The 21,270-nt window shown below is 47.0% G+C and carries 13 protein-coding genes; all 13 read left to right on the top strand.

Features of this window, described 5'->3' with window-relative positions; all coding sequences use genetic code 11:
* Nucleotides 1-232: 232 nt before the first annotated feature.
* The 13 genes from M3090_RS13465 to M3090_RS13405 all read left to right on the top strand — a co-directional run bounded on the left by M3090_RS13465 (nt 233) and on the right by M3090_RS13405 (nt 21,092).
* Nucleotides 233-3,355 (top strand): SusC/RagA family TonB-linked outer membrane protein, encoded by a 3,123-nt coding sequence (locus M3090_RS13465; RefSeq protein ID WP_249057145.1) that lies wholly within the window; start codon nt 233-235, stop codon nt 3,353-3,355.
* A 28-nt stretch (nt 3,356-3,383) separates the two neighbouring features.
* The gene (locus M3090_RS13460) at nt 3,384-5,009 is read left to right on the top strand and encodes a RagB/SusD family nutrient uptake outer membrane protein (protein WP_249057143.1); all 1,626 of its coding nucleotides are present in this window, start codon (nt 3,384-3,386) and stop codon (nt 5,007-5,009) included.
* A 39-nt stretch (nt 5,010-5,048) separates the two neighbouring features.
* A complete protein-coding gene (locus M3090_RS13455; protein ID WP_249057141.1) occupies nt 5,049-6,062 on the top strand; it encodes a glycoside hydrolase family 18 in 1,014 nt (337 codons plus the stop codon).
* A gap of 13 nt (nt 6,063-6,075) precedes the next feature.
* Nucleotides 6,076-7,083: a discoidin domain-containing protein gene (locus M3090_RS13450; RefSeq protein ID WP_249057138.1), complete on the top strand. Its 1,008-nt coding sequence runs from the start codon at nt 6,076-6,078 to the stop codon at nt 7,081-7,083.
* Between the two features lie 12 nt (nt 7,084-7,095).
* Nucleotides 7,096-8,259, top strand: a complete 1,164-nt coding sequence (locus M3090_RS13445; protein WP_249057136.1) for a DUF1735 and LamG domain-containing protein — start codon at nt 7,096-7,098, stop codon at nt 8,257-8,259.
* Nucleotides 8,260-8,376: 117 nt separating this feature from the next.
* Nucleotides 8,377-10,725: a glycoside hydrolase family 3 N-terminal domain-containing protein gene (locus tag M3090_RS13440; RefSeq protein WP_249057133.1), complete on the top strand. Its 2,349-nt coding sequence runs from the start codon at nt 8,377-8,379 to the stop codon at nt 10,723-10,725.
* A 48-nt stretch (nt 10,726-10,773) separates the two neighbouring features.
* Nucleotides 10,774-12,075, top strand: a complete 1,302-nt coding sequence (locus tag M3090_RS13435; protein ID WP_249057131.1) for a GH36-type glycosyl hydrolase domain-containing protein — start codon at nt 10,774-10,776, stop codon at nt 12,073-12,075.
* A 9-nt stretch (nt 12,076-12,084) separates the two neighbouring features.
* On the top strand, nt 12,085-13,812 hold the full coding sequence (locus M3090_RS13430; RefSeq protein ID WP_249057157.1) for a class I mannose-6-phosphate isomerase: 1,728 nt from the start codon (nt 12,085-12,087) through the stop codon (nt 13,810-13,812).
* A 12-nt stretch (nt 13,813-13,824) separates the two neighbouring features.
* Nucleotides 13,825-14,934 (top strand): ROK family protein, encoded by a 1,110-nt coding sequence (locus M3090_RS13425; RefSeq protein ID WP_249057129.1) that lies wholly within the window; start codon nt 13,825-13,827, stop codon nt 14,932-14,934.
* Nucleotides 14,935-14,946: 12 nt separating this feature from the next.
* Nucleotides 14,947-16,212, top strand: a complete 1,266-nt coding sequence (locus M3090_RS13420; protein ID WP_249057128.1) for an MFS transporter — start codon at nt 14,947-14,949, stop codon at nt 16,210-16,212.
* A 38-nt stretch (nt 16,213-16,250) separates the two neighbouring features.
* Nucleotides 16,251-17,267, top strand: a complete 1,017-nt coding sequence (locus M3090_RS13415) for a glycoside hydrolase family 130 protein (RefSeq protein WP_249057126.1) — start codon at nt 16,251-16,253, stop codon at nt 17,265-17,267.
* A 248-nt stretch (nt 17,268-17,515) separates the two neighbouring features.
* Nucleotides 17,516-19,918, top strand: a complete 2,403-nt coding sequence (locus M3090_RS13410; protein ID WP_249057124.1) for a GH92 family glycosyl hydrolase — start codon at nt 17,516-17,518, stop codon at nt 19,916-19,918.
* On the top strand, nt 19,911-21,092 hold the full coding sequence (locus tag M3090_RS13405; RefSeq protein WP_249057122.1) for an MFS transporter: 1,182 nt from the start codon (nt 19,911-19,913) through the stop codon (nt 21,090-21,092). The genes M3090_RS13410 and M3090_RS13405 overlap by 8 nt, the downstream gene beginning before the upstream one ends.
* Nucleotides 21,093-21,270 lie beyond the last annotated feature (178 nt).

The following is a 21,270-nucleotide window of genomic DNA, read 5'->3' as shown; positions in this document are numbered from 1 at the left end:
TTTGCACAATCTTTTGAATGTATGAACATATTATGAATTTAATACCATTAATGTTTACGTGGAACAGAAACATGAGAATAGAAGAAGGCTGGTAAGGTGTCTTTTACATCCTGTACGGGGTGACGGCTAAAAAGAATGTCTGAACAAGTCTGTGATGATAACTTTCCTATGGACTTGCAGCAATATGGAAATCGGCATGTAAAACACTATAATATAGATTAACTGCAGAATTATGAAAAACGATCAATCAATCCGAGAAATCGGGAAAAAGGAGGGGCGGAGAGTCGCTTGGGCCTCTCGGTGGTGGATGGCATTGTGTCTTTTGGGAGCTGCGCCTGTTGCAGTGAACGCTGTGGACGTGAACGGGCATCCCGGGCAGAATGTGGTGGAACAGTCGACCTTCCCTGTGTCGGGAGTGGTAAAAGACGCGAACGGAGAACCGTTGATAGGTGTGAACATTCGTCTGAAAAACACTACAAGCGGTACGATTACAGATTTGGACGGTAAGTTCAAATTGAATGTAAAGCAAGGTGATGTGCTGGTATTTTCATATACCGGATATACCACGAAAGAAGTGACGATTAAGGATCGGACTTCTCTTAACATCACGATGGAAGAGAATTTGACTGAACTGGGAGAAGTCGTGGTGACGGCTTTGGGTATTAAGAAAGAAACAAAGGCCCTTACCTATAATGTGCAGGAACTGAAGGCGGCGGACCTGGTAACGGTGAAAGATGCCAACTTTATGAATGCACTGGCCGGAAAGATTGCGGGTGTTGCGATTAATACGGCTTCTACGGGCGTCGGTGGTGCTACTCGCGTGGTGATGCGTGGTACCAAATCGATTGCCAGCAATAACAATGCCATGTATGTGGTGGACGGTATACCGGTGCCGAGTTTGTCGAGTACGCAGCCTGGTGACATGTACACCGGTATGGGCCAGTCGGGTGACGGTATAGCGGCTTTTAATCCCGATGACATTGAAAGCATGTCGGTCTTGACCGGTGCTGCTGCGGCTGCTTTGTATGGCGGTGAAGCAGCCAATGGAGTGGTGATGATTACTACTAAGAAAGGGCGTACCGGTGCGCCGGAAGTCAATTTGTCCAACAGTACGACCTTCAGTTCGCCTTTTGTACTGCCGGAATTCCAAAACACCTATGGTTCTGAGACTGGCTCTTTTGACAGTTGGGGGCAGAAGTTGGTAACGCCCACTTCTTATGATCCTGCCGATTTTTTCCAGACAGGTTACAATGTGAGCAATTCGGCCAGTGTCTCGCTGGGCTCGGAGAACAACCAGACTTATTTTTCTTTGGGGACGGTCAATGCCCGGGGGCTTATCCACAACAACGACATGAGCCGCTATAATGTGACTTTCCGCAATTCGTCTTCCATGCTTGACAAACGCCTTACGCTCGATCTTACTTTTATGTTCATGCGCATCAATGAACAGAACATGTTGGCGCAAGGTCAATACTTTAATCCGTTGGTACCCATTTATCTTTTTCCGAGAGGGGATGATATCAACAAGTACAAGACTTTCGAACGTTATGATGCTTCCCGCAACTTCAAGACCCAGTATTGGCCTTATGGTGACCAGGGCATGATGATGCAGAATCCTTGGTGGATTACGGAACGTGACCTGTTCAACAATCATAAAGACAGGTATATCATGGGTGGCGGCTTGACTTATAAAATCACAGACTGGATGAATATCTCCGGGCGTGTCCGCTATGATGGCACGAAAGAAGTGCGTACCAAGAAATATTATGCTTCTACCTTGAATCTTTTTGCAGGTTCGGATAATGGGGCTTATTATAAGGACGATATGGCAACGACACAAATTTATGCCGATGCCATGTTGAACATCGACAAATACATAGGTGATTTTTCGTTGAAAGCTACGGTGGGTGCCAGTTTGCGTGACACGCAGTATGAATATTCCAGTATGGGTGGCCCTTTGCAGAGCACGGCCAATTTGTTTACGTATCCTAATCTGAACCTGACCAGTCTTCGTGTGGCTCAGGAAGGGTATCACGACCATACACAGGCCGTATTTGCCACGGCTCAGGTGGGTTACAGAAGCATGGCTTATGTGGATTTGACGGCTCGTAACGACTGGCCCAGCACAATGGGTGGAACCAAGTATGAGAAAAGAGGTTTCTTCTATCCTTCGGTGGGCGTTTCCGCTATTCTCACTGAAATGTTGCCCATCAAGTCGGATATCTTGCCTTTCTTGAAAGCACGTTTTTCTTTCAGCAAAGTGGGTAATGCATTGATGCGTTATATTCCGATTTCCACCTATCCGGTTATCAACGGTTATCCGCAAACCATGACTTATATGGTAGACCCGGATTTGAAACCGGAGTCTACGAAGGCTTACGAAGTAGGTTTGAACGCCCGTATGTTCAACAACAAGCTGAACATCGACCTTACACTCTATAAGTCTATTACTTCCAATCAGTTGTTCAATCCGACGTTGCCCACCAGTTCGGGTTATACCTCCTATTATGTCAACGCCGGCCGTGTGGACAACAAAGGCATCGAGCTGAGTGTCGGGTTTAACCAAGATTTAGGTCCTGTGAAGTGGAACACGAACTTCATTTATTCTATCAACAAGAATGTCATTAAAGAGTTGTTGCCTCGGAAGCAGTTGCCCACCGGTGGTTTTGTAGAAATGGACGAAATGAACATGGGCGGAACAGACGGTTATCGGATGGTTTTGAAAGAAGGCGGTTCGATGGGTGACATTTATGTGAATACCTTGAAGACAGACGAACATGGCTTCATCATCGTAGACTTGATTTCGCAACAGGTAACTACCGACCCGGATAACTTTATTTACGCAGGTAACTCCAATCCGGACTATACAATGAGCTGGAGAAACAGTTTCGAATGGAAAGGCATTTCTCTCGGATTCCTGATCAACGGTCGTTTTGGCGGTGTGGGCGTGTCTTCCACGCAGGCTAAGATGGACTATTACGGCGTGTCCAAGGCTACGGCTGAGGCGCGTGATCAAGGTGGAGCATTGGTCAACGGGCAGTTGATTCCGGCCAAGGAATATTACCAGGCCATTGGTGGTGGTACGTCAGGCATTGGGTCTATGTATGTGTACGACATGACCAACATCCGTTTGGCCGAGCTGTCGATAGGTTACGACATCCCTATCAACAGATGGGTGAAGTGGATCAAGGGGGCGCATGTGTCGCTTATCGGGCGTAACTTGCTGATGTTCTATTGCAAGGCTCCTTTCGACCCGGAAGCTACTTCCAGCACAGGTACCTATTTCCAGGGCATCGATTACTTCATGCAGCCGAGCCAGCGTAACATTGGTTTCTCAGTGAATTTGAAATTCTAAATGTTAATCTTATAATACTTTACTTCTAATGGATAAGAAAAGATTCTCTCAAAGAATATTACTGGCTGGAGCAGCTTCGCTGATGCTTGCTGCGCAAAGCTGTACGGGCATGTATGAGGAGTGGAACACCAATCCTCATCAGGCTACGGAAGACATGATGGACAGGGATGATTTAAGTACCGGCTCATTCTTCGTGCAAATGCTGAAGAATGTGTTTACCGTCGAACAATTATCGGCCGATGGAACGGGTATCGGTGCGGACACTTATCAGGTAGTAGATAACCTGACCGGACAATCGTTTGCCGGCTATACGGGTGCTTGCAATATCTGGTTTGGTAATTCCAACTTCTTGACTTACAACATGACGGTGGAATGGAGAGACGTGGCCTGGGAACGTGCTTTCGTGGGTGTGATGAGTCCTTGGAAAGAAATATATGACAAGGCTCGCGAAGAACGTCCACAAGTGGCTGCAGTGGCCACCATCGTGAAAATATTGGCTATGTCTCGTGCTACGGATACTTATGGCCCGCTTCCTTATACACGTTTCGGAAACGGTGAGCTTTACAATGCTTACGATAGTCAGGAGGATATCTATAATTCTTTCTTCGATGAGTTGAATGAAGCTATCAGCGTATTGTACGATTTCTATACTAAAGATGCTTCGGCCTTGGTGCTCGAAGATTACGATTTCGTTTATCGGGGCAACGTGGCCAATTGGGTTAAATTTGCCAATACGTTGAAGTTGCGTTTGGCTATGCGTATCGTTTATGTCGACGAGGGCAAGGCTAAGCAAATGGCCGAGGAGGCTGTGGCTCATCCTTTGGGTGTGATGACCGCTTCGACTGATGTGGCCAGTTTGAAACATGATACTGATTTCAGTTATCGTCATCCTTTGTTCGTGATTGGGCCGGGTGAGTTTACTGATGCTCGTATGGGTGCAACCATGGATTCTTACATGAATGGTTACAACGACCCGCGCATCAGCAGTTATTTCCGTTTGTCCAGTGATGGGTATAGAGGAATCCGTACAGGCATTGATATGAATCGAGAAAGTTATGCCATGAGTTCCGATTTTTCGGATTTGGCTACCGGGAGTGATGCCGAGCTGATTTGGATGAATCCTGCTGAAGCTTATTTCCTGCGCGCCGAAGGTGCTATCCGGGGTTGGGCAATGGATGGCACGGCTGAAGAGCTGTATGAACAAGGCGTACGCGTTTCATTCGAGTTGTTGGGTGCTTCGGGAGCAGACAATTATTTGGCAGACGATACCAGCACACCGGCTCCTTATACAGATCCTGTTAATTCTGGTAATAGCATTGGTGCAGGAAGTCCTTTGCTGGGCACCATTACTATCAAGTGGGATGAGGCTGCCGATTTTGAAGAGAAATTGGAACGTATCATCACGCAGAAATGGATTGCCATCTATCCGGATGGACAGGAGGCCTGGTCGGAGTTCCGTCGCACGGCTTATCCCAAGATATTCCCCGTGGTAGTCAATAATAGCGGAGGTCTGATTGATACGGAAACGCAAGTGTGCCGTGTTCCCTTCCCTTCGACGGAGTATCGTGACAATGCGCAGAATGTGGCTGCTGCCGTTTCTCTCTTGGGAGGTGAGGACAATGGAGGTACGCCGCTCTGGTGGGATAAGAAATAAGTATCGTAATAGTAATGATAACAATAAGATAGATAAGATATGAAACGAATGAATATAAAAGTCAATTTGCTGGCATTGCTTGCGTTTGGCTTGGCAGGTGGTGCAGTCACCTCTTGTACAGAGGTTGAGAATGAGGTGATTCAGAAACCTTATACATACAGTGACCAGTATTATGCCAATTTGCGTGCTTACAAGGCTTCTGATCATCAGGTGTCGTTCATGTGGTTTGCCGATTACAGTTCGAGCCACAGTACGGGTATCCGTTTTGTAGGATTGCCGGACAGTTTGGATATTTGCAGTCTGTGGGGCGGCGTTCCTTCGGATGTGGAGGGAAAACCCTATACGTTCTACAATCCGATGGTGTACGAGGAAATGCGTTTTTGCCAGAAAGTGAAAGGCATGAAGATGACGTATGTCACTTTCCCCAGCATTGGGGTGCACCCTGAGTTCGTGGAAGGCGTGCCCGAAGAACAATGGATTCAAGCCTATGGCGACTCTTTGCTGAAGATTGTTTATGACAACGATTTGGACGGCTTGGATTTGGATTATGAAATTGCAGGAGACTGGATGCATGGTTCTAACTTTGTTAGATTGATTGAATATCTTGGACAATATATTGGTCCGAAGGGAAGCGATCCTGATAAATTGTTGATGGTCGATTTTTATGCTGATTATCCACTTTCAGGGACAGAACCTTATGTTAGCTATTTTGTGCGGCAAGCTTATACGCAAGGATTTTCAGAGCATAATGCTCAATATTTACAGGGTTATTATAATTCGATCTCATGGACTGCTCCTAGTAAATTTATTGTAACAGAAAATATTGGAGACCACTGGCAGAATGGAGGATCGCCTTTCACAGAAGCAGATGGTAATCAATATAAAGAAAATGGTGAACGTTTGTATTCTTTGGAGGGAATGGCTCGTTGGAATCCAGTACAAGGAAAGAAAGGAGGATTTGGTGCTTTTTATGGTCATCGTGATTACAATAGTAATCCTCCTTATAAGCATTTTAGAAATGCTATTCAAGCTCAAAACCCTGCTGTAAAATAAGAGGATAATAACAATGAAAGATTATATTAAATTATTAGTGGTTTTATGTCTTTTTGGAAGTGTATTTTCTTCTTGTTCTGAAGAACATTATAACTTTCCAGGAGACTCAGGTAAGATTTTTCTACGTGAACAGTCTTCAAATACAGTACATAGTATTGCTAATGTAATTAATTCGTCTATTTCAAAGACTATTTTAGGAGTATCGGGTGAAGCAGTTGCAGCTTTTCCAATCCGTTCTACTATGCCAGTGAATGGTTCTTTGACAGCAACTTGTGAAATAGATAATTCGTTGATAGAAAGTTTCAATGCTGTGCATGGAACAGAATATGTTTCTATGAGTGCCGATAAGCTCATTTTTGAGAATCAAAGTGCTACAATAGAAAATGGGCAAATGGTTTCTGTTGATCAAATTGTAGTAAAGGTTGACCCTGAAAAAGTGCTTGATTTAGATTTTGGTGATTATTTAGTACCAATTAGATTAGTTTCTGTTTCTGGCGACATGGCGGTTAGCTCTAATTGGAATGTGGTATATTTACATGTATCGGTCGTGTCGGATGCGACGGGTGTGCCTTGCGCAGACCGTACAGGGTGGTCTGTAGCAGATGCATCATCAGTGATAGACCCTTATTATGAAGGTAATAATGGTGCAGCAGAAAATGTGTTGGATGGTGATTATTCGACTTATTGGCAGACAGAATGGACACCGGTAGAGGTGGAACCACCTCATTATATCACAATAGATATGGGTAAAGTCAATAATTTGGCAGGTGTACAGTACGTTAGTCGAAATCATAGTTTGGATTGGCCCAAGACAATGTATGTAGAAGTTAGTACAGATGGTACTTCTTGGGAAAAGATTGCAGAATATGAAGATTTACCACAAGGTGCTAATGTTGAATTTAGAGCACTTTTTGATGAACTTGTAGAAGCTCGTTATTTTCGTCTTACAATTACAGAAATGTATGGTGGCCGCGTTTATACGGCTTTGGCAGAGGTGAACGCTTTTATTATGAATAATTAAAAAACGAAAGATATGAAAAAGATAGGATTATTAACTATGATGATGCTTCTGTGCTTCTCGGCCTGTAAGGAGTCGGAAGCAGGAGGCGATGTTATCCTCTTTACGGGGACGGAAAGCCAGCCTCGTGTGACTTTCACCATTGAAAATCCGCAGGACATGGGCATCACGGTGTCGGCTACCGACCGAGTGGAGCGCGACACAAAGGTGACACTGGCTCTTGGCACTCAAGCAGATTTGGACGCTTATAACGCACAGACCGGGCGTAGCTACCAACTTCCGCCCGAGGGGAGTTATTACCTTAATTCCAACGAAACGGTCATTAAGGCCGGACAGTATGTGTCCGAGACGGTCGTGTTCGGCGTCGGTTCATTGGATGAGTTTAAAGAAGGTGTCAGCTATTGCGTCCCGGTGATGATAACCGGCACTGATGGCGATATGGGAATCTTGGAAGCTTCGCGCATCATGTATGTGGCCATCAATCGCACCATCGTTTCGCGAGCTGTAGATTTGCACGGACGTTGTGGTTTCAATGTGCCTAAGTTTTTGGAAGACGCCAGTGTGTCTGCTTTGAACCAGGTGACCATGGAAATCCGTGTGCGTGTCAACAGTTTCCCGCCTGAATATGCTAATCCGGGCATCTCGTCACTGATGGGCATTGAGGAGAACTTCCTGTTCCGCTTCGGCGACATCAGTATCGAGAAGAACCAGTTGCAGGTGGCTCCGGCCATTATCGGTGGCAAGAAGTATTTCGTCACCGGCAATACGCGCTATACTACCGGACAGTGGCACCAAGTGGTTTGCGTTTACAATGGTTCGTCGGTATCCATCTATGTGGACGGAGTGTTGGACGTTAGCTTCAGTGCAGGCCCCGGCACGGTCAACTTGCAAGATGACCCGATGGGATTCGGTGGTTTCTGGTTCGGCAAATCCTGTGGCGGGCGTTACTTGGACGGTGCCATTGCCGAGGCTCGTTTGTGGAGCCGTGCACTGACCATGACGGAAATCCAGGATAACGCTTGTTATGTCGATCCGGCCAGTGAAGGTCTGATAGGTTACTGGCGCTTCAATGAGGTGCAGGAAGATGGTTCGGTGCGCGACGAGACTGGACATGGCTATGACGCTATTCCGGATAGTAAGTCTTATACTTGGATTGAAGAAGTGCGCTGTCCGAATTGATGGTTGAAAGATAGAAAGATTGTTTGAAGGTGCTTCAGAATCCTGCATGGTTTTCGTGGAAGCTTTTGCCGAGGCGTGCAGGATTCTTTTTATTCTTTATTTCTCGTTTAAAAAATTATGAAGAGACTTGCTTTCTTGTGGAAATATTCATTGGGGATTCTTTGGGTGCTGTCGTCAGGGCTGTCTGCACAGACTGTGCCCTATAAAGACGCAACGCTTACCCCCGAGGCACGTACTCTCGATTTGTTGCAGCGCATGACGCTGGAAGAAAAGTTGGGACAGTTGCTTTGTCCCTTAGGTTGGGAAATGTATGTCGGGAGAGAAAAGAATGTCGGATGCTCCGATGCTTACAAAGGACAGATAGACGAACGCCGTGCCGGCATGTTTTGGGCCACGTTTCGGGCCGACCCTTGGACCAAGAAGACAATAGAGAACGGGCTTGACCCTGAGTCCGCTGCTATGGTTGCCAACGAGTTGCAACGCTATGCCGTTGAGGAAACCCGTTTGGGCATTCCCGTCTTTCTGGCCGAAGAGGCTGCCCACGGACACATGGCTATCGGTACAACCGTTTTCCCGACAGGCATCGGCCAGGCGGCAACTTTCAATCCGGAGTTGATAGCACGCATGGGGCGGGTGATAGGTGAGGAATTGCGTCTGCAAGGGGCGCATATCGGTTACGGCCCAGTGCTGGATTTGGCGCGCGAGCCGCGTTGGTCGAGGGTGGAGGAAACATATGGTGAAGACCCCGTGTTGTCGGCTATATTGGGCAGTGCGTTGGTGCGTGGGATGGGTGGTGGAGACTTGTCGCGTTCAGATGCGGTAATTTCGACATTGAAACATTTCGTAGCTTACGGCGTTCCCGAAGGTGGACACAACGGCAACCCGTCAGTGGTTGGTGTGCGAGACTTGCGGGAGAACTTTTTCCTGCCTTTCCGTGCAGCTATCGAGGCGGGGGCGTTGTCGGTGATGACGGCCTACAATTCGATGGACGGCGTGCCTTGCACGATGAATGCGCATTTGCTGCGCGATGTCCTGCGCGGCGAATGGGGGTTCCGGGGCTTCACCGTGTCCGACCTGTATAGTATCGATGGCATTTATGAAAACCACCGAGTGGCCCCTACGTTGGACGAAGCGGCTATCCAAGCGCTTTCGGCTGGTTTGGATGTCGATTTGGGCAGTAAGGCTTTTGGCACATTGGCAGCTTCCGTCCGTACGGGGCGAGTGCCGGAGGCGTTGGTCGATTCGGCTGCCGCGCGTGTCCTTCGTCTGAAGTTTGAGATGGGGCTGTTCGAACATCCGTATGTCGATCCCCGGTTGGCCAAGGAACAGGTGCGCTCGGCGGAACATGTGGCCATGGCCCGCGAGGTGGCTCGTCAATCCATCGTTCTCTTGGAGAACAAGGATTCTCTGCTTCCGCTGGATAAGGAGAAAATAAACCGGATAGCGGTGATCGGGCCGAATGCCGACAACCAGTATAACATGTTGGGTGACTATACGGCTCCGCAGGCGGCAGACAATGTGGTGACGGTATGCGAAGCTCTTCGTGAAGCGTTGGGAGCAGAACATGTGGCATATGCCAAAGGCTGTGCTATTCGTGACGTGAAAGATGCTGATATAGAGGAGGCTGTACGTGTGGCACGTTCGTCGGACGTGGCTGTCGTGGTAGTGGGTGGGTCGAGTGCCCGCGACTTCCGTACAAGTTATCAAGAGACAGGTGCGGCTATCGCTTCGGAAGATTACGTGAGCGATATGGAATGCGGCGAGGGTTTCGACCGGGCCACGCTTTCCTTGCTGGGTCGACAGCAGGAGTTGCTGGAGGCTGTCGAGGCCACGGGTGTGCCGATGGTGGTAGTTTACATTCAAGGTCGTCCGTTGGATATGACGTGGGCCAAAGAACACGCCGATGCCTTATTGACGGCCTGGTATCCGGGGCAGGAGGGCGGACATGCCGTTGCCGATGTCTTGTTCGGCGACTACAATCCCAGCGGACGTCTGCCGGTGTCTGTGCCTCGCCATGTGGGGCAACTGCCCGTTTATTACAATAAAAAGAATCCGGTGGAACACAATTACGTGGAGATGGATGCATCGCCGCTTTACAGTTTTGGCTATGGCAAGGGATACTCAGCTTTTTCTTATGCCAACCTGTCGATAACTCAGGATGATAATCACGGTTGCATGGTCTCCTTTGATGTTAAAAATGAAGGGAAATATGACGGAACGGAAGTTGTTCAACTTTATTTGCGTGACGATTATGCTTCTGTCGTCCGTCCGAGAAAGCAGTTGCGTGAGTTTGAACATGTTTTCCTGAAGGCAGGTGAAAGCAAGCGGGTCAGCTTGACGCTGGATGCTGATGACTTCAGTTTGGTAAATGCCAGCATGGAGAAAGTCATAGAGCCGGGTACTTTTACCATTCTGATAGGGGCAGCATCGGATGATATCCGTTTGAGTGGGACGGTTGCTTGGTGATGAGAGAAAAGTAAACAGATTGGACTAATATATAAAAGGAATAATGATATGAACTCTTTACTGAAACACATGGGAATTACTGCACTTGCGGCTTTGTGTGCTGCTTGTACAGCAAATCCGGATAAAAAATTGGCTGATGCAATCAGAAATGATCATTCGCTGGCAATGGTGGACAGCATGGGTCGTGCTTTGTTGGCTCATGGACTGAATGCAGGCAGTGGGTATTCACAGGTATGGGCTCGTGATATGAATACTTTCGTGGAGACTGCCTGCGAAGTTGTGCCATCAAAAGACATCAGAGGGGCGATTTTGGTATTCTTTGCTTTGCAGCAACCCAATGGGGAAATGATTGACGGCTATGTATTGAAGGGCGAATTTGATTGGGAAGACCCCAACCGTTATTATTCGGATGCAGCTCCGGAGCACGTGGCCTTTAAGAATACGGTGGAGACAGATCAGGAAACTTCTCTGATTCAAATTGTGTGGAAATACATCCAAAAGACTGGCGACAAGTCTATCTTGCAAGAACAGGTGGCCGGTCGTACGGTGTATGAACGCATGAAAGAGATGGTGGACTACCTGATGCGTGAGAAGTATAACACTCAATACGGGCTGTTGACGGGTGCCCTGACAGCCGATTGGGGAGATGTGCAGCCGGACGAAGACAACTTGTGCGATATTACGGAAAACTCCATCGTTACGATAGATGCTTATGATAATGCAATGTTTGCCATCGCATTGGGCGACTTGTCCCGAATGAGTGACGGCGAAGAGTCTACTCGTTGGGAGAAGATGCGTCAAGATATAGTCGGCAATATTAGAAAGTATCTGTGGGATGATGAACAGAACAAGATTATTCCACACATATATCCAGAGAAGAAGCCCGATTTTGGCGATTTTGACGAAAGTAAGGTCTATTATCATGGCGGCACGGCCATTGCCATCGAGGCCGGTGTGTTGGAACACGATGAGATAGGCATTGTCAATGCTCAAATGGTAGAGAATGTTCGTTTGTCCGGTATGCCCAGCATTGGGCTGACTGTCTATCCTCCTTATCCTGAGAATTTCTTCCCGGGTACGATGGCCAAGCCATATAGCTATCAGAACGGGGGAGATTGGACTTGGTTTGGCGGACGTATGATTCAGCAGCTCATAGCCAACGGATATGTGGCTGAGGCTTACGCCGAGGTTCGTCCCATGATAGATCGGGTGATTAAAAACAAGGGATTCTTCGAATGGTATGGAATGGGAGGAGTGCCCGATGGGTCGGGACATTTCAAAGGTTCGGCAGGAACATTGTGCAAAGCAATTCAAATGTTTAATGAATGGGCAGCAGAACATTCTAAATGATGTATTATGATGAGAACTTCGAACTATGATAAATATCCGGCTACGGTCGTTGAAAACGGATATATTTTGACAGGCTGGAATGAAATACTTGCCGTCTTGTCTCAAGGGGAAAAAGTGTTGGCTGTTGATTTATATACAGGTGTGCTGGAAGATGAAGTGATTGGCCAACTGAAGAAGCTGCAACCGGCTTTGCTGATTGATACCCGCCAGTTGATGAAGCCTGAAGAAGAAATATTGGAAATGACTTCTCGTTTTATGACCGATGACGTTTTGTTCGGTTATCTGTCTAATCTGCGTTTGGAAGATTATTTCGATATCTCCCGTTTGGAAGAGGCGCGTAGACAGATAGGCGAAGAGAACGGAAAGGTAATTGTTGTAGGTACGGGTGCTGGATGGGTGACACAGGGCATGGAAACGACATTAGTTTATGCGGATATGGCCCGTTGGGAGATTCAGCAACGTTTCCGGCGTCATGAAGTCAAAGCACTTGGTGTGGATAATCGTGCAGAAGCTCCTTCACTGCAATACAAACGTGGTTATTTTAATGACTGGAATGTTTGTGACCGGTATAAGGACGGTTTGTTTGCCCGGGTGGATTATTGGCTGGATACTAATAAGGCAGGGGAGCCTAAAATGATAGACGGGAAAACCTTTATGCAGGGAATCGAGAATACAGTTGCCAAGCCTTTCCGGGTGGTGCCTTTCTTTGATCCGGCACCATGGGGAGGTCAATGGATGAAAGAGGTTTGTGACTTGAACCGCGAGGAAGTGAATTTTGGGTGGTGTTTCGATTGTGTGCCAGAGGAAAACAGTTTGCTTTTTAACATTGAGGGGGTATTGTTTGAACTGCCTTCCAATGATTTGGTGTTATTGAAATCGCGTGAATTGCTGGGGGCGCCGGTTGAGGCTCGATTTGGTAAAAACTTCCCGATTCGTTTTGATTTTCTGGATACAATGGGAGGCGGCAATTTGAGTCTTCAAGTTCATCCTACCACACAGTTTGTTCATGATAATTTTGGTATCCATTATACACAAGATGAAAGTTATTATTTGTTGGATGCAGAAGAGAACGCTTCTGTCTATTTGGGCTTGAGAAAAGGAATTCGTAAAGAGGAGATGGCAGAAGATCTGCGAAAAGCTCAGAATGGGAATTTTGTGTTTGATGCGGAGAAATATGTGAATAAGTTTCCGGCCAAAAAGCATGACCATTTCTTGATACCGGGGGGGACTGTGCACTGTTCTGGAGCCGGAGGTATGGTGCTTGAAATCAGTTCGACGCCCAACCTGTTTACGTTTAAGATGTGGGATTGGCAACGCCTCGGGCTGGATGGGAAACCTCGCCCTATCAATGTAGAGCGTGGATTGAAGGTTATAGACTGGGAGCGCGATATGGACTTTGTTAATGCTCAGTTGCGTAACCAGACGAAAGAAGTGGCTTCCGGTGACGGGTGGGTAGAAGAACATACCGGCTTGCATGAGAACGAGTTTATCGAAACGAGGAGGCATTGGTTTAAGAAACCGGTGACGCATTGTACGAATCGCAGTGTGAATGTGTTGAATCTGGTGGAAGGAGATGAAGTGACGGTGTCCAGCCCAGTGGATGCGTTCGAACCTTTTGTTGTGCATTATGCCGAAACATTCATCATCCCGGCTTGTGTAGGTGAATATACCATTACACCGGGCAATGCCGAGGAAGGAAAAACTTATGCCACGATAAAAGCATACGTAAGGTTTTAATCAGATGGGATTATGTATAAGAACGACGAAAGAATAGTGATGACATTGGATGCCGGAGGAACAAACTTTGTCTTTGGGGCTATTTGTGGAAATCGGCACGTGGTGTCTCCCTTATGTTTGCCTGCCTGTCCGGAGGATTTGTCCCGTTGTTTGCAGACAATGGTCGATGGGTTTGAGGCGGTACGGAGAAATCTGCCGAATCCTCCACAGGCCATCAGTTTTGCTTTTCCTGGTCCGGCAGATTATGCTCATGGCGTAATCGGGGATTTGCCCAACTTCCCTTGTTTTAGAGGTGGAGTTGCGTTAGGAGCTTATCTGGAACATCGGTTCAGTATTCCTGTTTATATTAATAATGATGGGAATCTGTTTGCTTATGGAGAAGCTTTGGCTGGTGTGTTGCCAGATTTGAATCGGAAACTGGAAGAAGCTGGTAATGAAAGGAGATTTAAAAATCTGGTAGGTATAACTTTGGGGACAGGTTTCGGAGCTGGTGTTGTGATAAATAATGAACTGTTATTGGGTGATAATGCTTGTGGGGGAGATGTTTGGAACTTGTCTTCTTCTTATTATCCGGGCATGATTGCAGAAGAAGGGGTCAGTATCCGGGCTGTCAAAAGAGTCTATGAGGAATTGTCTGAAGAGCAGGATCTGGATTTGACGCCAAAGGATATTTGTGAGATTGCTTCCGGAACAAGGGCCGGAAACAGACGGGCAGCCTTGGAAAGCTTTAGTCGACTGGGACATACCTTGGGGGAGACTCTGGCTACAGTTATGACGTTGATAGACGGCATTGTGGTTATCGGTGGTGGCTTGTCTGGGGCACATCCTTATTTTATGCCGGCTGTCATGGAAGAATTGAGGCGGGGGCTTGTGTCTCATTCAGGACTGGTATTTCCTAAATTGCAAATGACGGTCTATGATATGGACAAGCCAGAGCAGTTGGAAATGCTTCTGAAGCCGGATATGGAATATGTTGAAGTCCCAGGATGTGAGGGAGAACGGGTTTGTTATTCCAAATCGAAAATGAGCGGTATTGCTATCAGCCGGTTGGGGGCCAGCGAAGCCATTAGTCTGGGGGCGTATGCTTTTGCTTTGAATGAATTGGATAAGAAGAATAAATAAGGGAGTAGTGTGATGAATGACAATAAAAGAAGTCCGATAACATGGATTCCTACGCTGTATTTTGCCATGGGGCTTCCGTTTGTGGTATTGAATATGGTGACGGTGTTGATGTTTAAAGGTCTGGGCATATCTGATGCACGCATTGCCTTCTGGACATCGCTCATCATGTTGCCGTGGACATTGAAGCCTTTGTGGAGTCCTTTCCTGGAGTTGTTTAAGACAAAAAAGTTTTTTGTCGTGCTGACACAAGTGACTACCGGTGTCATGTTTGGGTTGTTGGCATTATCGTTGAATCTTCCGGATTTCTTTAGTTGTGCTATTGCTATATTGGCGGTAATAGCTTTTAGTGGTGCTACCCATGATATTGCGGCGGATGGTGTTTATATGATGGCTTTGAACAAAGAAGAGCAGGCTCGTTATATCGGCTGGCAGGGAGCGTTCTATAACTTGGCGAAGATTGTGGCGACGGGCGGTTTGGTGTATTGGGCAGGTTGTCTGATTGAACGAGTGGGGCAGGTCGGTGCTTGGATGACGATTATGGGTATTTGTGCCGTTTTTATGTTGTTGCTGGGCTTTTATCACATCCGTATGTTGCCTTCGGGTGAGAAAAAGGCGGTGGAAAAAACAAAATCTGTGGGCGAGATTTCCCGAGAGCTTTGGTGTGTGATAGTCAGTTTCTTTCAGAAAAAGTACATTGTTTGGTATATTCTTTTTATTATCTTATACAGATTGGCAGAAGGATTTGTCATCAAGATTGTGCCGTTATTTTTGAAAGCGCCTTTGAATGAAGGAGGTTTGGGCTTGACAGAGCAACAGATAGGGCTTTATTACGGTTCGTTTGGTGCCGCCGCTTTTGTGTTGGGTTCGTTGGGAGCCGGTTATTTCATTGCCAAACGCGGATTGCGGCGAACGTTGTTTCCGTTGTGTTGCATTTTCAATCTTCCTTTCGTGGTTTATCCGCTTTTGGCTGTTTTCCAGCCAGGAGAGTCTTGGCTGATTGCGTCGGCCATTGTATTTGAGTATTTCGGTTACGGCTTCGGCTTTGTAGGATTGACGCTGTTCATGATGCAGCAGGTGGCACCGGGCGAACACCAGATGGCTCATTATGCTTTTGCTTCTGGCATTATGAATTTGGGAGTAATGATTCCCGGTATGATGAGCGGTTTTTTGAGCGATTGGTTGGGGTATCGAGATTTCTTTACCTATGTGCTGATAGGAGCGATACCTGCTTTGTTGTTTGCTCGTTTTATTCCGTTCACTTATAAGGAAAGTAAATGAAGAAATGTTTTAATGTTTAAAAAGATTCAGTGGTTATTATGGAAAAGAATTGTAAGAATATTACTGTTTGCGGTCAGCCTCTCCCGGATATGCCGTGGGAGGAACGTCCGATTGGTTGCCGGGATGTCGTGTGGCGTTGTTCATCCAATCCGGTTATTCCGCGTGATTTGTTAGCTGACTCGAACAGCATTTTCAACAGTGCGGTGGTGCCGTTTGAGGATGGTTATGCCGGAGTCTTCCGATGTGATGACAGAAACAGGCGTATGCGTTTGCACGTGGGGTTCAGTCCAGACGGATGGCACTGGCACATTGAAGAAGAGCCGTTGAAGTTTGTGTGCGACGATGCCGAGGTGGGGACGTGGGTGTATGGTTACGATCCTCGTGTCTGTTTCATCGACGATCGTTACTACGTCACTTGGTGCAACGGCTATCACGGTCCTACTATCGGTGTGGCCTATACGTATGATTTCCGCACGTTCCATCAGTTGGAGAATGCTTTTTTGCCTTTCAATCGCAACGGTGTGTTGTTTCCGCGGAAGATTGGCGGGCGTTTCGCCATGTTGAGCCGTCCGAGCGATAACGGGCATACGCCTTTCGGCGACATTTTTTACAGCGAGTCGCCCGATATGGAGTTCTGGGGAAGACATCGCCACGTCATGTCTCCCGCTGCCTTCGAGCAGAGTGCCTGGCAGTGTGCGAAGATAGGAGCGGGGCCTATTCCCATCGAGACTTCCGAAGGCTGGCTGCTGATTTACCACGGTGTGCTGGCCTCGTGCAACGGCTTTGTTTACAGCTTTGGCTCGGCGTTGCTTGACTTGGAGCAGCCATGGAAGGTCAAATACCGTTCCGGGCAATACCTGCTCTCGCCTCAGAAAATATATGAATGTGTGGGCGATGTGCCCAATGTCTGCTTTCCCTGTGCTGCGCTGTACGATGCTCCGACAGGACGAATCGCCATTTTCTATGGTTGTGCCGACACGGTGACTGGGCTTGCCTTTGGCTATATCCCTGAGATTGTCGATTTCACCAAGCGTACCGACATCGCTTGCAAATAATAATCCGAGGTCGTTTCGGATAGTAATCCGAGATTGTTTCGGATAGTAATCTACGGACGTTAAGTAATTCATTAGAATTAATTTATGCTATACACAGGGTCACGAATACCATTTATCAAGGGTCACGAATACCCATTGCCAAGGGTCACGAATACCCTTGATTTATAGTATAAGCCCATTTTCATATAATAAGGGAGAACCTTTCTTCGTTATAAGGGAAGAATAGGAAATTAAAAAGGATTACAGTTATGATGAACAAGAAATGGATGTTATTGGGCCTCTGCTGCTGCCTGCTGTCATGTGCGAAGACTGAGAAACAGCCGGTCGACTGGGTGGATACCCAATTGGGGGCTACTCACTGCCGTTGGTTCTTCTACACCCCGTCAGCACGTCCCTTCGGTCTGGCTAAACTGGCACCCACAACCAATGCCTATGGCAGTCCCGGTTCATGGTTGCCCAATGGCTATGACGACAGGCATACCTCTATCGAAGGCATTGCTCACTTGCACGAGTTTCAGATAGGAGGCATCGTGACTCTGCCTACCATCGGCCCGCTGAAAACTCTTCCGGGTACGTTGGAACATCCCGAAGAAGGCTACCGTTCGCGCTTCGACAAAAACACAGAACATGCCTCGCCCGGTTACTACGAAGTTCTCTTGCAAGATTATGGCATTAAGGTCGAACTGACGGCTACCGACCGTGTGGGCTATCATCGCTACACCTATCCGCAAGCCGATACGGCACGTATTCTGTTCGACATCGGGCATCCGCAGGGAGAAAGCGCCCAAGTGGTGGACGCGCATGTCGAATACGATTCCGTGGCTCGTGCCGTGAAGGGGTATGTAGAATGTTATCCCGTCTATGCCACCTTCTGTGATAAGCAGAACACGGTGAAAAGCTATTTCTACGCCCATATTCCCCAGAAAAACATCACATCCTGCGGCGCTTTCCGCGACAGCATCTCTTTTCCGGGCAGTCGGCAAATATCGGGGCCGGGCGCGGGGTATTACGTGGAATTTCCTACCCAAGCCGGTGAAACCGTCGAGATGCAAGTGGGCCTCTCATACACTTCGGTGGAAGGCGCCAAGTTGAATCTGGATAAGGAGACCAATGGTCGCGATTTCGACCAAGTGAAAGCCGAAGCGCGCGATGTCTGGAATCGGATGCTTGCACGCATGGAGGTGAAAGGCGGCACGGATGCCGACAAGACCAAGTTCTACACAGCCCTCTATCACGCCCTCTTGGGACGGGGAATGGCCGAAGATGTTGACGGTTCTTACGTGACAAACCAGAAAACGATAGCCCGTGTACCTTGTGGCCCCAATGGCCGTCCGTTGCGGCATCACCACAATACGGATGGCATTTGGGGTGGCTTCTGGAACCTGACGCAGCTCTGGACACTGGCCTATCCGGAAGTTCTGGACAGCTACGTGCGCTCTACGCTGGACTTCTCTCGTCATACCGGGGGATGGTTGCACGATGGCGTGGCGGCTGGTGTTTATACCAATGGAGTACAGACCAACTTCCAGGGACTTGTGGCCGCTGCGGCCTATCAGGCCGGTATCATCCGCGATGACCTGGATTATTTGTGGCAAGTCGTCTGGCAGAACGAGATGGGCTATGAAGGACGTCCTGACGGAGCCGGGCGTTATGACAACGCCGAATTTGTCAAACGTGGATATGTGCCTTTGCACGACTATGTACTGCCTAACGGTTGGGTCACCAATTTTGGAGCCTCACATACATTGGAATACAGTTTTGCGGCTTATGCCGCTTCGCAGTTGGCTGAGTCGTTGGACAAGAACGAAGAAGCGGCGTCGCTTAAGAAATATGCCGAAGGCTATAAATTGCTTTTTGACGGCCAAACCAAATGTATGCGCCCGAGGGAAGAAGACGGCGAGTTTCTGGCAGACTTCAGTCCTACTAAAGCCTGGCTGGGGTTCCAGGAAGGTAATGCAGCCCAATATACTTGGTACGTGCCTCACGACATCGCCGGACTGATGAAGCTGATGGGAAAAGAAGAGTTCAACCGTCGGTTGGAGAAGACCTTCGAGGATGCCGCGCAAAACTACTACGGAAGCGCTCCCGGCGCCTACGATAGCTTCTCGGGCATCGAGCATTTGTACAACCATGGCAATCAACCTTGTTTGCATAATGCCTGGTTGTTCAATTATTCCGGGAAACCTTGGCTGACTCAGAAATATACGCGCGACATTTGCCGTGTATTTTATGGAACGTCATCGTTGCATGGCTATGGTTATGGACAAGATGAAGATCAAGGGCAATTAGGCGCGTGGTATGTGTTGGCTGCAATAGGGTTGTTCGATGTACAAGGAGGTACCCGCAGGTCGCCAACCATGCAAATTGGAAGCCCGTTGTTTGAAAAAGTTGTCATCCATTTGAATCCAGAATATTATGCGGGTGAGACTTTTACTCTTGTAGCTCACGACAATACAAGTGAGGAGACTTGTTATGTGCAGAAAGCTGTATTTAATGGGAAAAAACAGGACTGTTGTTTTATTTCTCTTAAGGAGATTCAAAAAGGTGGAAAGTTGGAGTTATGGATGGGAGAAGAGCCTAATGAGCTATGGGGTATTTCTAAATGTCCACCTTCAATGAGTACAGATGATAGTAATAATATAAATGAATAGAGGATTGATGAAAAGAATATATGTGATAGAATTATTGCCCATACTTTTTGGCTTTTTCATAATGGGCTTTTGCGATATTGTAGGTTTTTCGTCTGATTATGTGCAACGTGCATTCGATTGGTCACCTGCTATGACCGGTTTCGTACCTTCAATGGTATTTATCTGGTTTCTATTTTTAGGTGTGCCTGTTGGTAATTTGATGAATCTTTGGGGACGTAAAAATACAGTATTGCTGGGCATGGCGGTTACGTTGGTTGGCACGTTTTTACCTTTATTGGTATATAATAGTGTTAGTTGTATGGCTGCTTATGCTTTTTTAGGAATTGGGAATACCGTTTTACAGGTTTCCTTAAATCCATTGTTGACGAATGTGGTTTGCAACCAGCGGCATTTGGCCAGTAGCCTGACTGCAGGACAAGTGATTAAGGCAATATCGTCATTTCTTGGTCCGGAGATTGTTTTGCTTGCAGTCTTGCATTGGGGTGATGATAAATGGTATTATTGCTTTCCAATTTTAGGATGTTTCACTTTGCTATCTGCAGTCTGGCTTGTTGTTACACCTATTGAGCGGGAAAAAATCGCAGGAAAAATGCAAATGCTTTCTCTGAAAGATACATTTTCTTTATTGCATGATAAAACCCTTTTTTTGTTGTTTTTGGGGATTTTTTTTGTGGTAGGTTTGGACGTTTCAACCAATTTTATCAGTTCCAAATTGATGATAGTACGTTTTGGATTGACGGCAGAAGAAGCGAAATTGGCTCCTCAACTTTATTTTTTAAGTCGTACAATTGGAGCTTTGCTCGGAACTTTTTTATTGGTTCATATTTCGGAAAAAAGTTATTTCAGAGTAAATATGCTGGCTTGTCTTGCTTCTGTTTGTATGTTAATGTGGATTGAAAACCGTATTCTCAATTTGTTTGCGATAGCGGGAATAGGCTTCTTTGCTTCTTCAGTGTTTTCCATTATATACTCTTTGTCATTACGGACTAGGCCGGATAAAGCCAATCAAATTTCAGGTTTGGTCATTACGGCCATTGCAGGAGGGGGAATCGTAACTCCGCTGATGGGTGTTGCTATTGATTGGCTGGGAATTACAGGTGGAGTATGGATTTCTTTGGGATGTGTGTTGTTTTTATGTTTTTGTGCTTTCTCACAGAAACTGAAATGTTGGTGATTACGCAACATCGACAAGCAATGAGGATATTTTCCCTATATTCTTCTTCTCCTTATATTTGTTTGTTAATATATATAATGTGTATATTCTCCTTCTTTTCCCCTGTCCTTTTCCTTGTCTTTTTTTTTGTTTTCCCCGTAACTGTTTGTTTTCCATGCAGATTGTCCATAATGTTTCT

Origin of the sequence: Bacteroides sp. ET71 (genome assembly GCF_023336905.1) — a bacterium.
In the GTDB taxonomy this organism is placed as follows: Bacteria; Bacteroidota; Bacteroidia; order Bacteroidales; family Bacteroidaceae; genus Bacteroides.
The sequence above is the reverse complement of the archived record's forward strand: the minus strand, read 5'-3'. Positions and strand labels throughout refer to the sequence as shown.

Excerpts from the sequence above, each read along its gene's own strand:
- M3090_RS13465 (WP_249057145.1), top strand. The coding sequence starts at position 233 with ATGAAAAACGATCAATCAATCCGAGAAATCGGGAAAAAGGAGGGGCGG.
- M3090_RS13460 (WP_249057143.1), top strand. The coding sequence starts at position 3,384 with ATGGATAAGAAAAGATTCTCTCAAAGAATATTACTGGCTGGAGCAGCT.
- M3090_RS13455 (WP_249057141.1), top strand. The coding sequence starts at position 5,049 with ATGAAACGAATGAATATAAAAGTCAATTTGCTGGCATTGCTTGCGTTT.
- M3090_RS13450 (WP_249057138.1), top strand. The coding sequence starts at position 6,076 with ATGAAAGATTATATTAAATTATTAGTGGTTTTATGTCTTTTTGGAAGT.
- M3090_RS13445 (WP_249057136.1), top strand. The coding sequence starts at position 7,096 with ATGAAAAAGATAGGATTATTAACTATGATGATGCTTCTGTGCTTCTCG.
- M3090_RS13440 (WP_249057133.1), top strand. The coding sequence starts at position 8,377 with ATGAAGAGACTTGCTTTCTTGTGGAAATATTCATTGGGGATTCTTTGG.
- M3090_RS13435 (WP_249057131.1), top strand. The coding sequence starts at position 10,774 with ATGAACTCTTTACTGAAACACATGGGAATTACTGCACTTGCGGCTTTG.
- M3090_RS13430 (WP_249057157.1), top strand. The coding sequence starts at position 12,085 with ATGAGAACTTCGAACTATGATAAATATCCGGCTACGGTCGTTGAAAAC.
- M3090_RS13425 (WP_249057129.1), top strand. The coding sequence starts at position 13,825 with ATGTATAAGAACGACGAAAGAATAGTGATGACATTGGATGCCGGAGGA.
- M3090_RS13420 (WP_249057128.1), top strand. The coding sequence starts at position 14,947 with ATGAATGACAATAAAAGAAGTCCGATAACATGGATTCCTACGCTGTAT.
- M3090_RS13415 (WP_249057126.1), top strand. The coding sequence starts at position 16,251 with ATGGAAAAGAATTGTAAGAATATTACTGTTTGCGGTCAGCCTCTCCCG.
- M3090_RS13410 (WP_249057124.1), top strand. The coding sequence starts at position 17,516 with ATGATGAACAAGAAATGGATGTTATTGGGCCTCTGCTGCTGCCTGCTG.
- M3090_RS13405 (WP_249057122.1), top strand. The coding sequence starts at position 19,911 with ATGAATAGAGGATTGATGAAAAGAATATATGTGATAGAATTATTGCCC.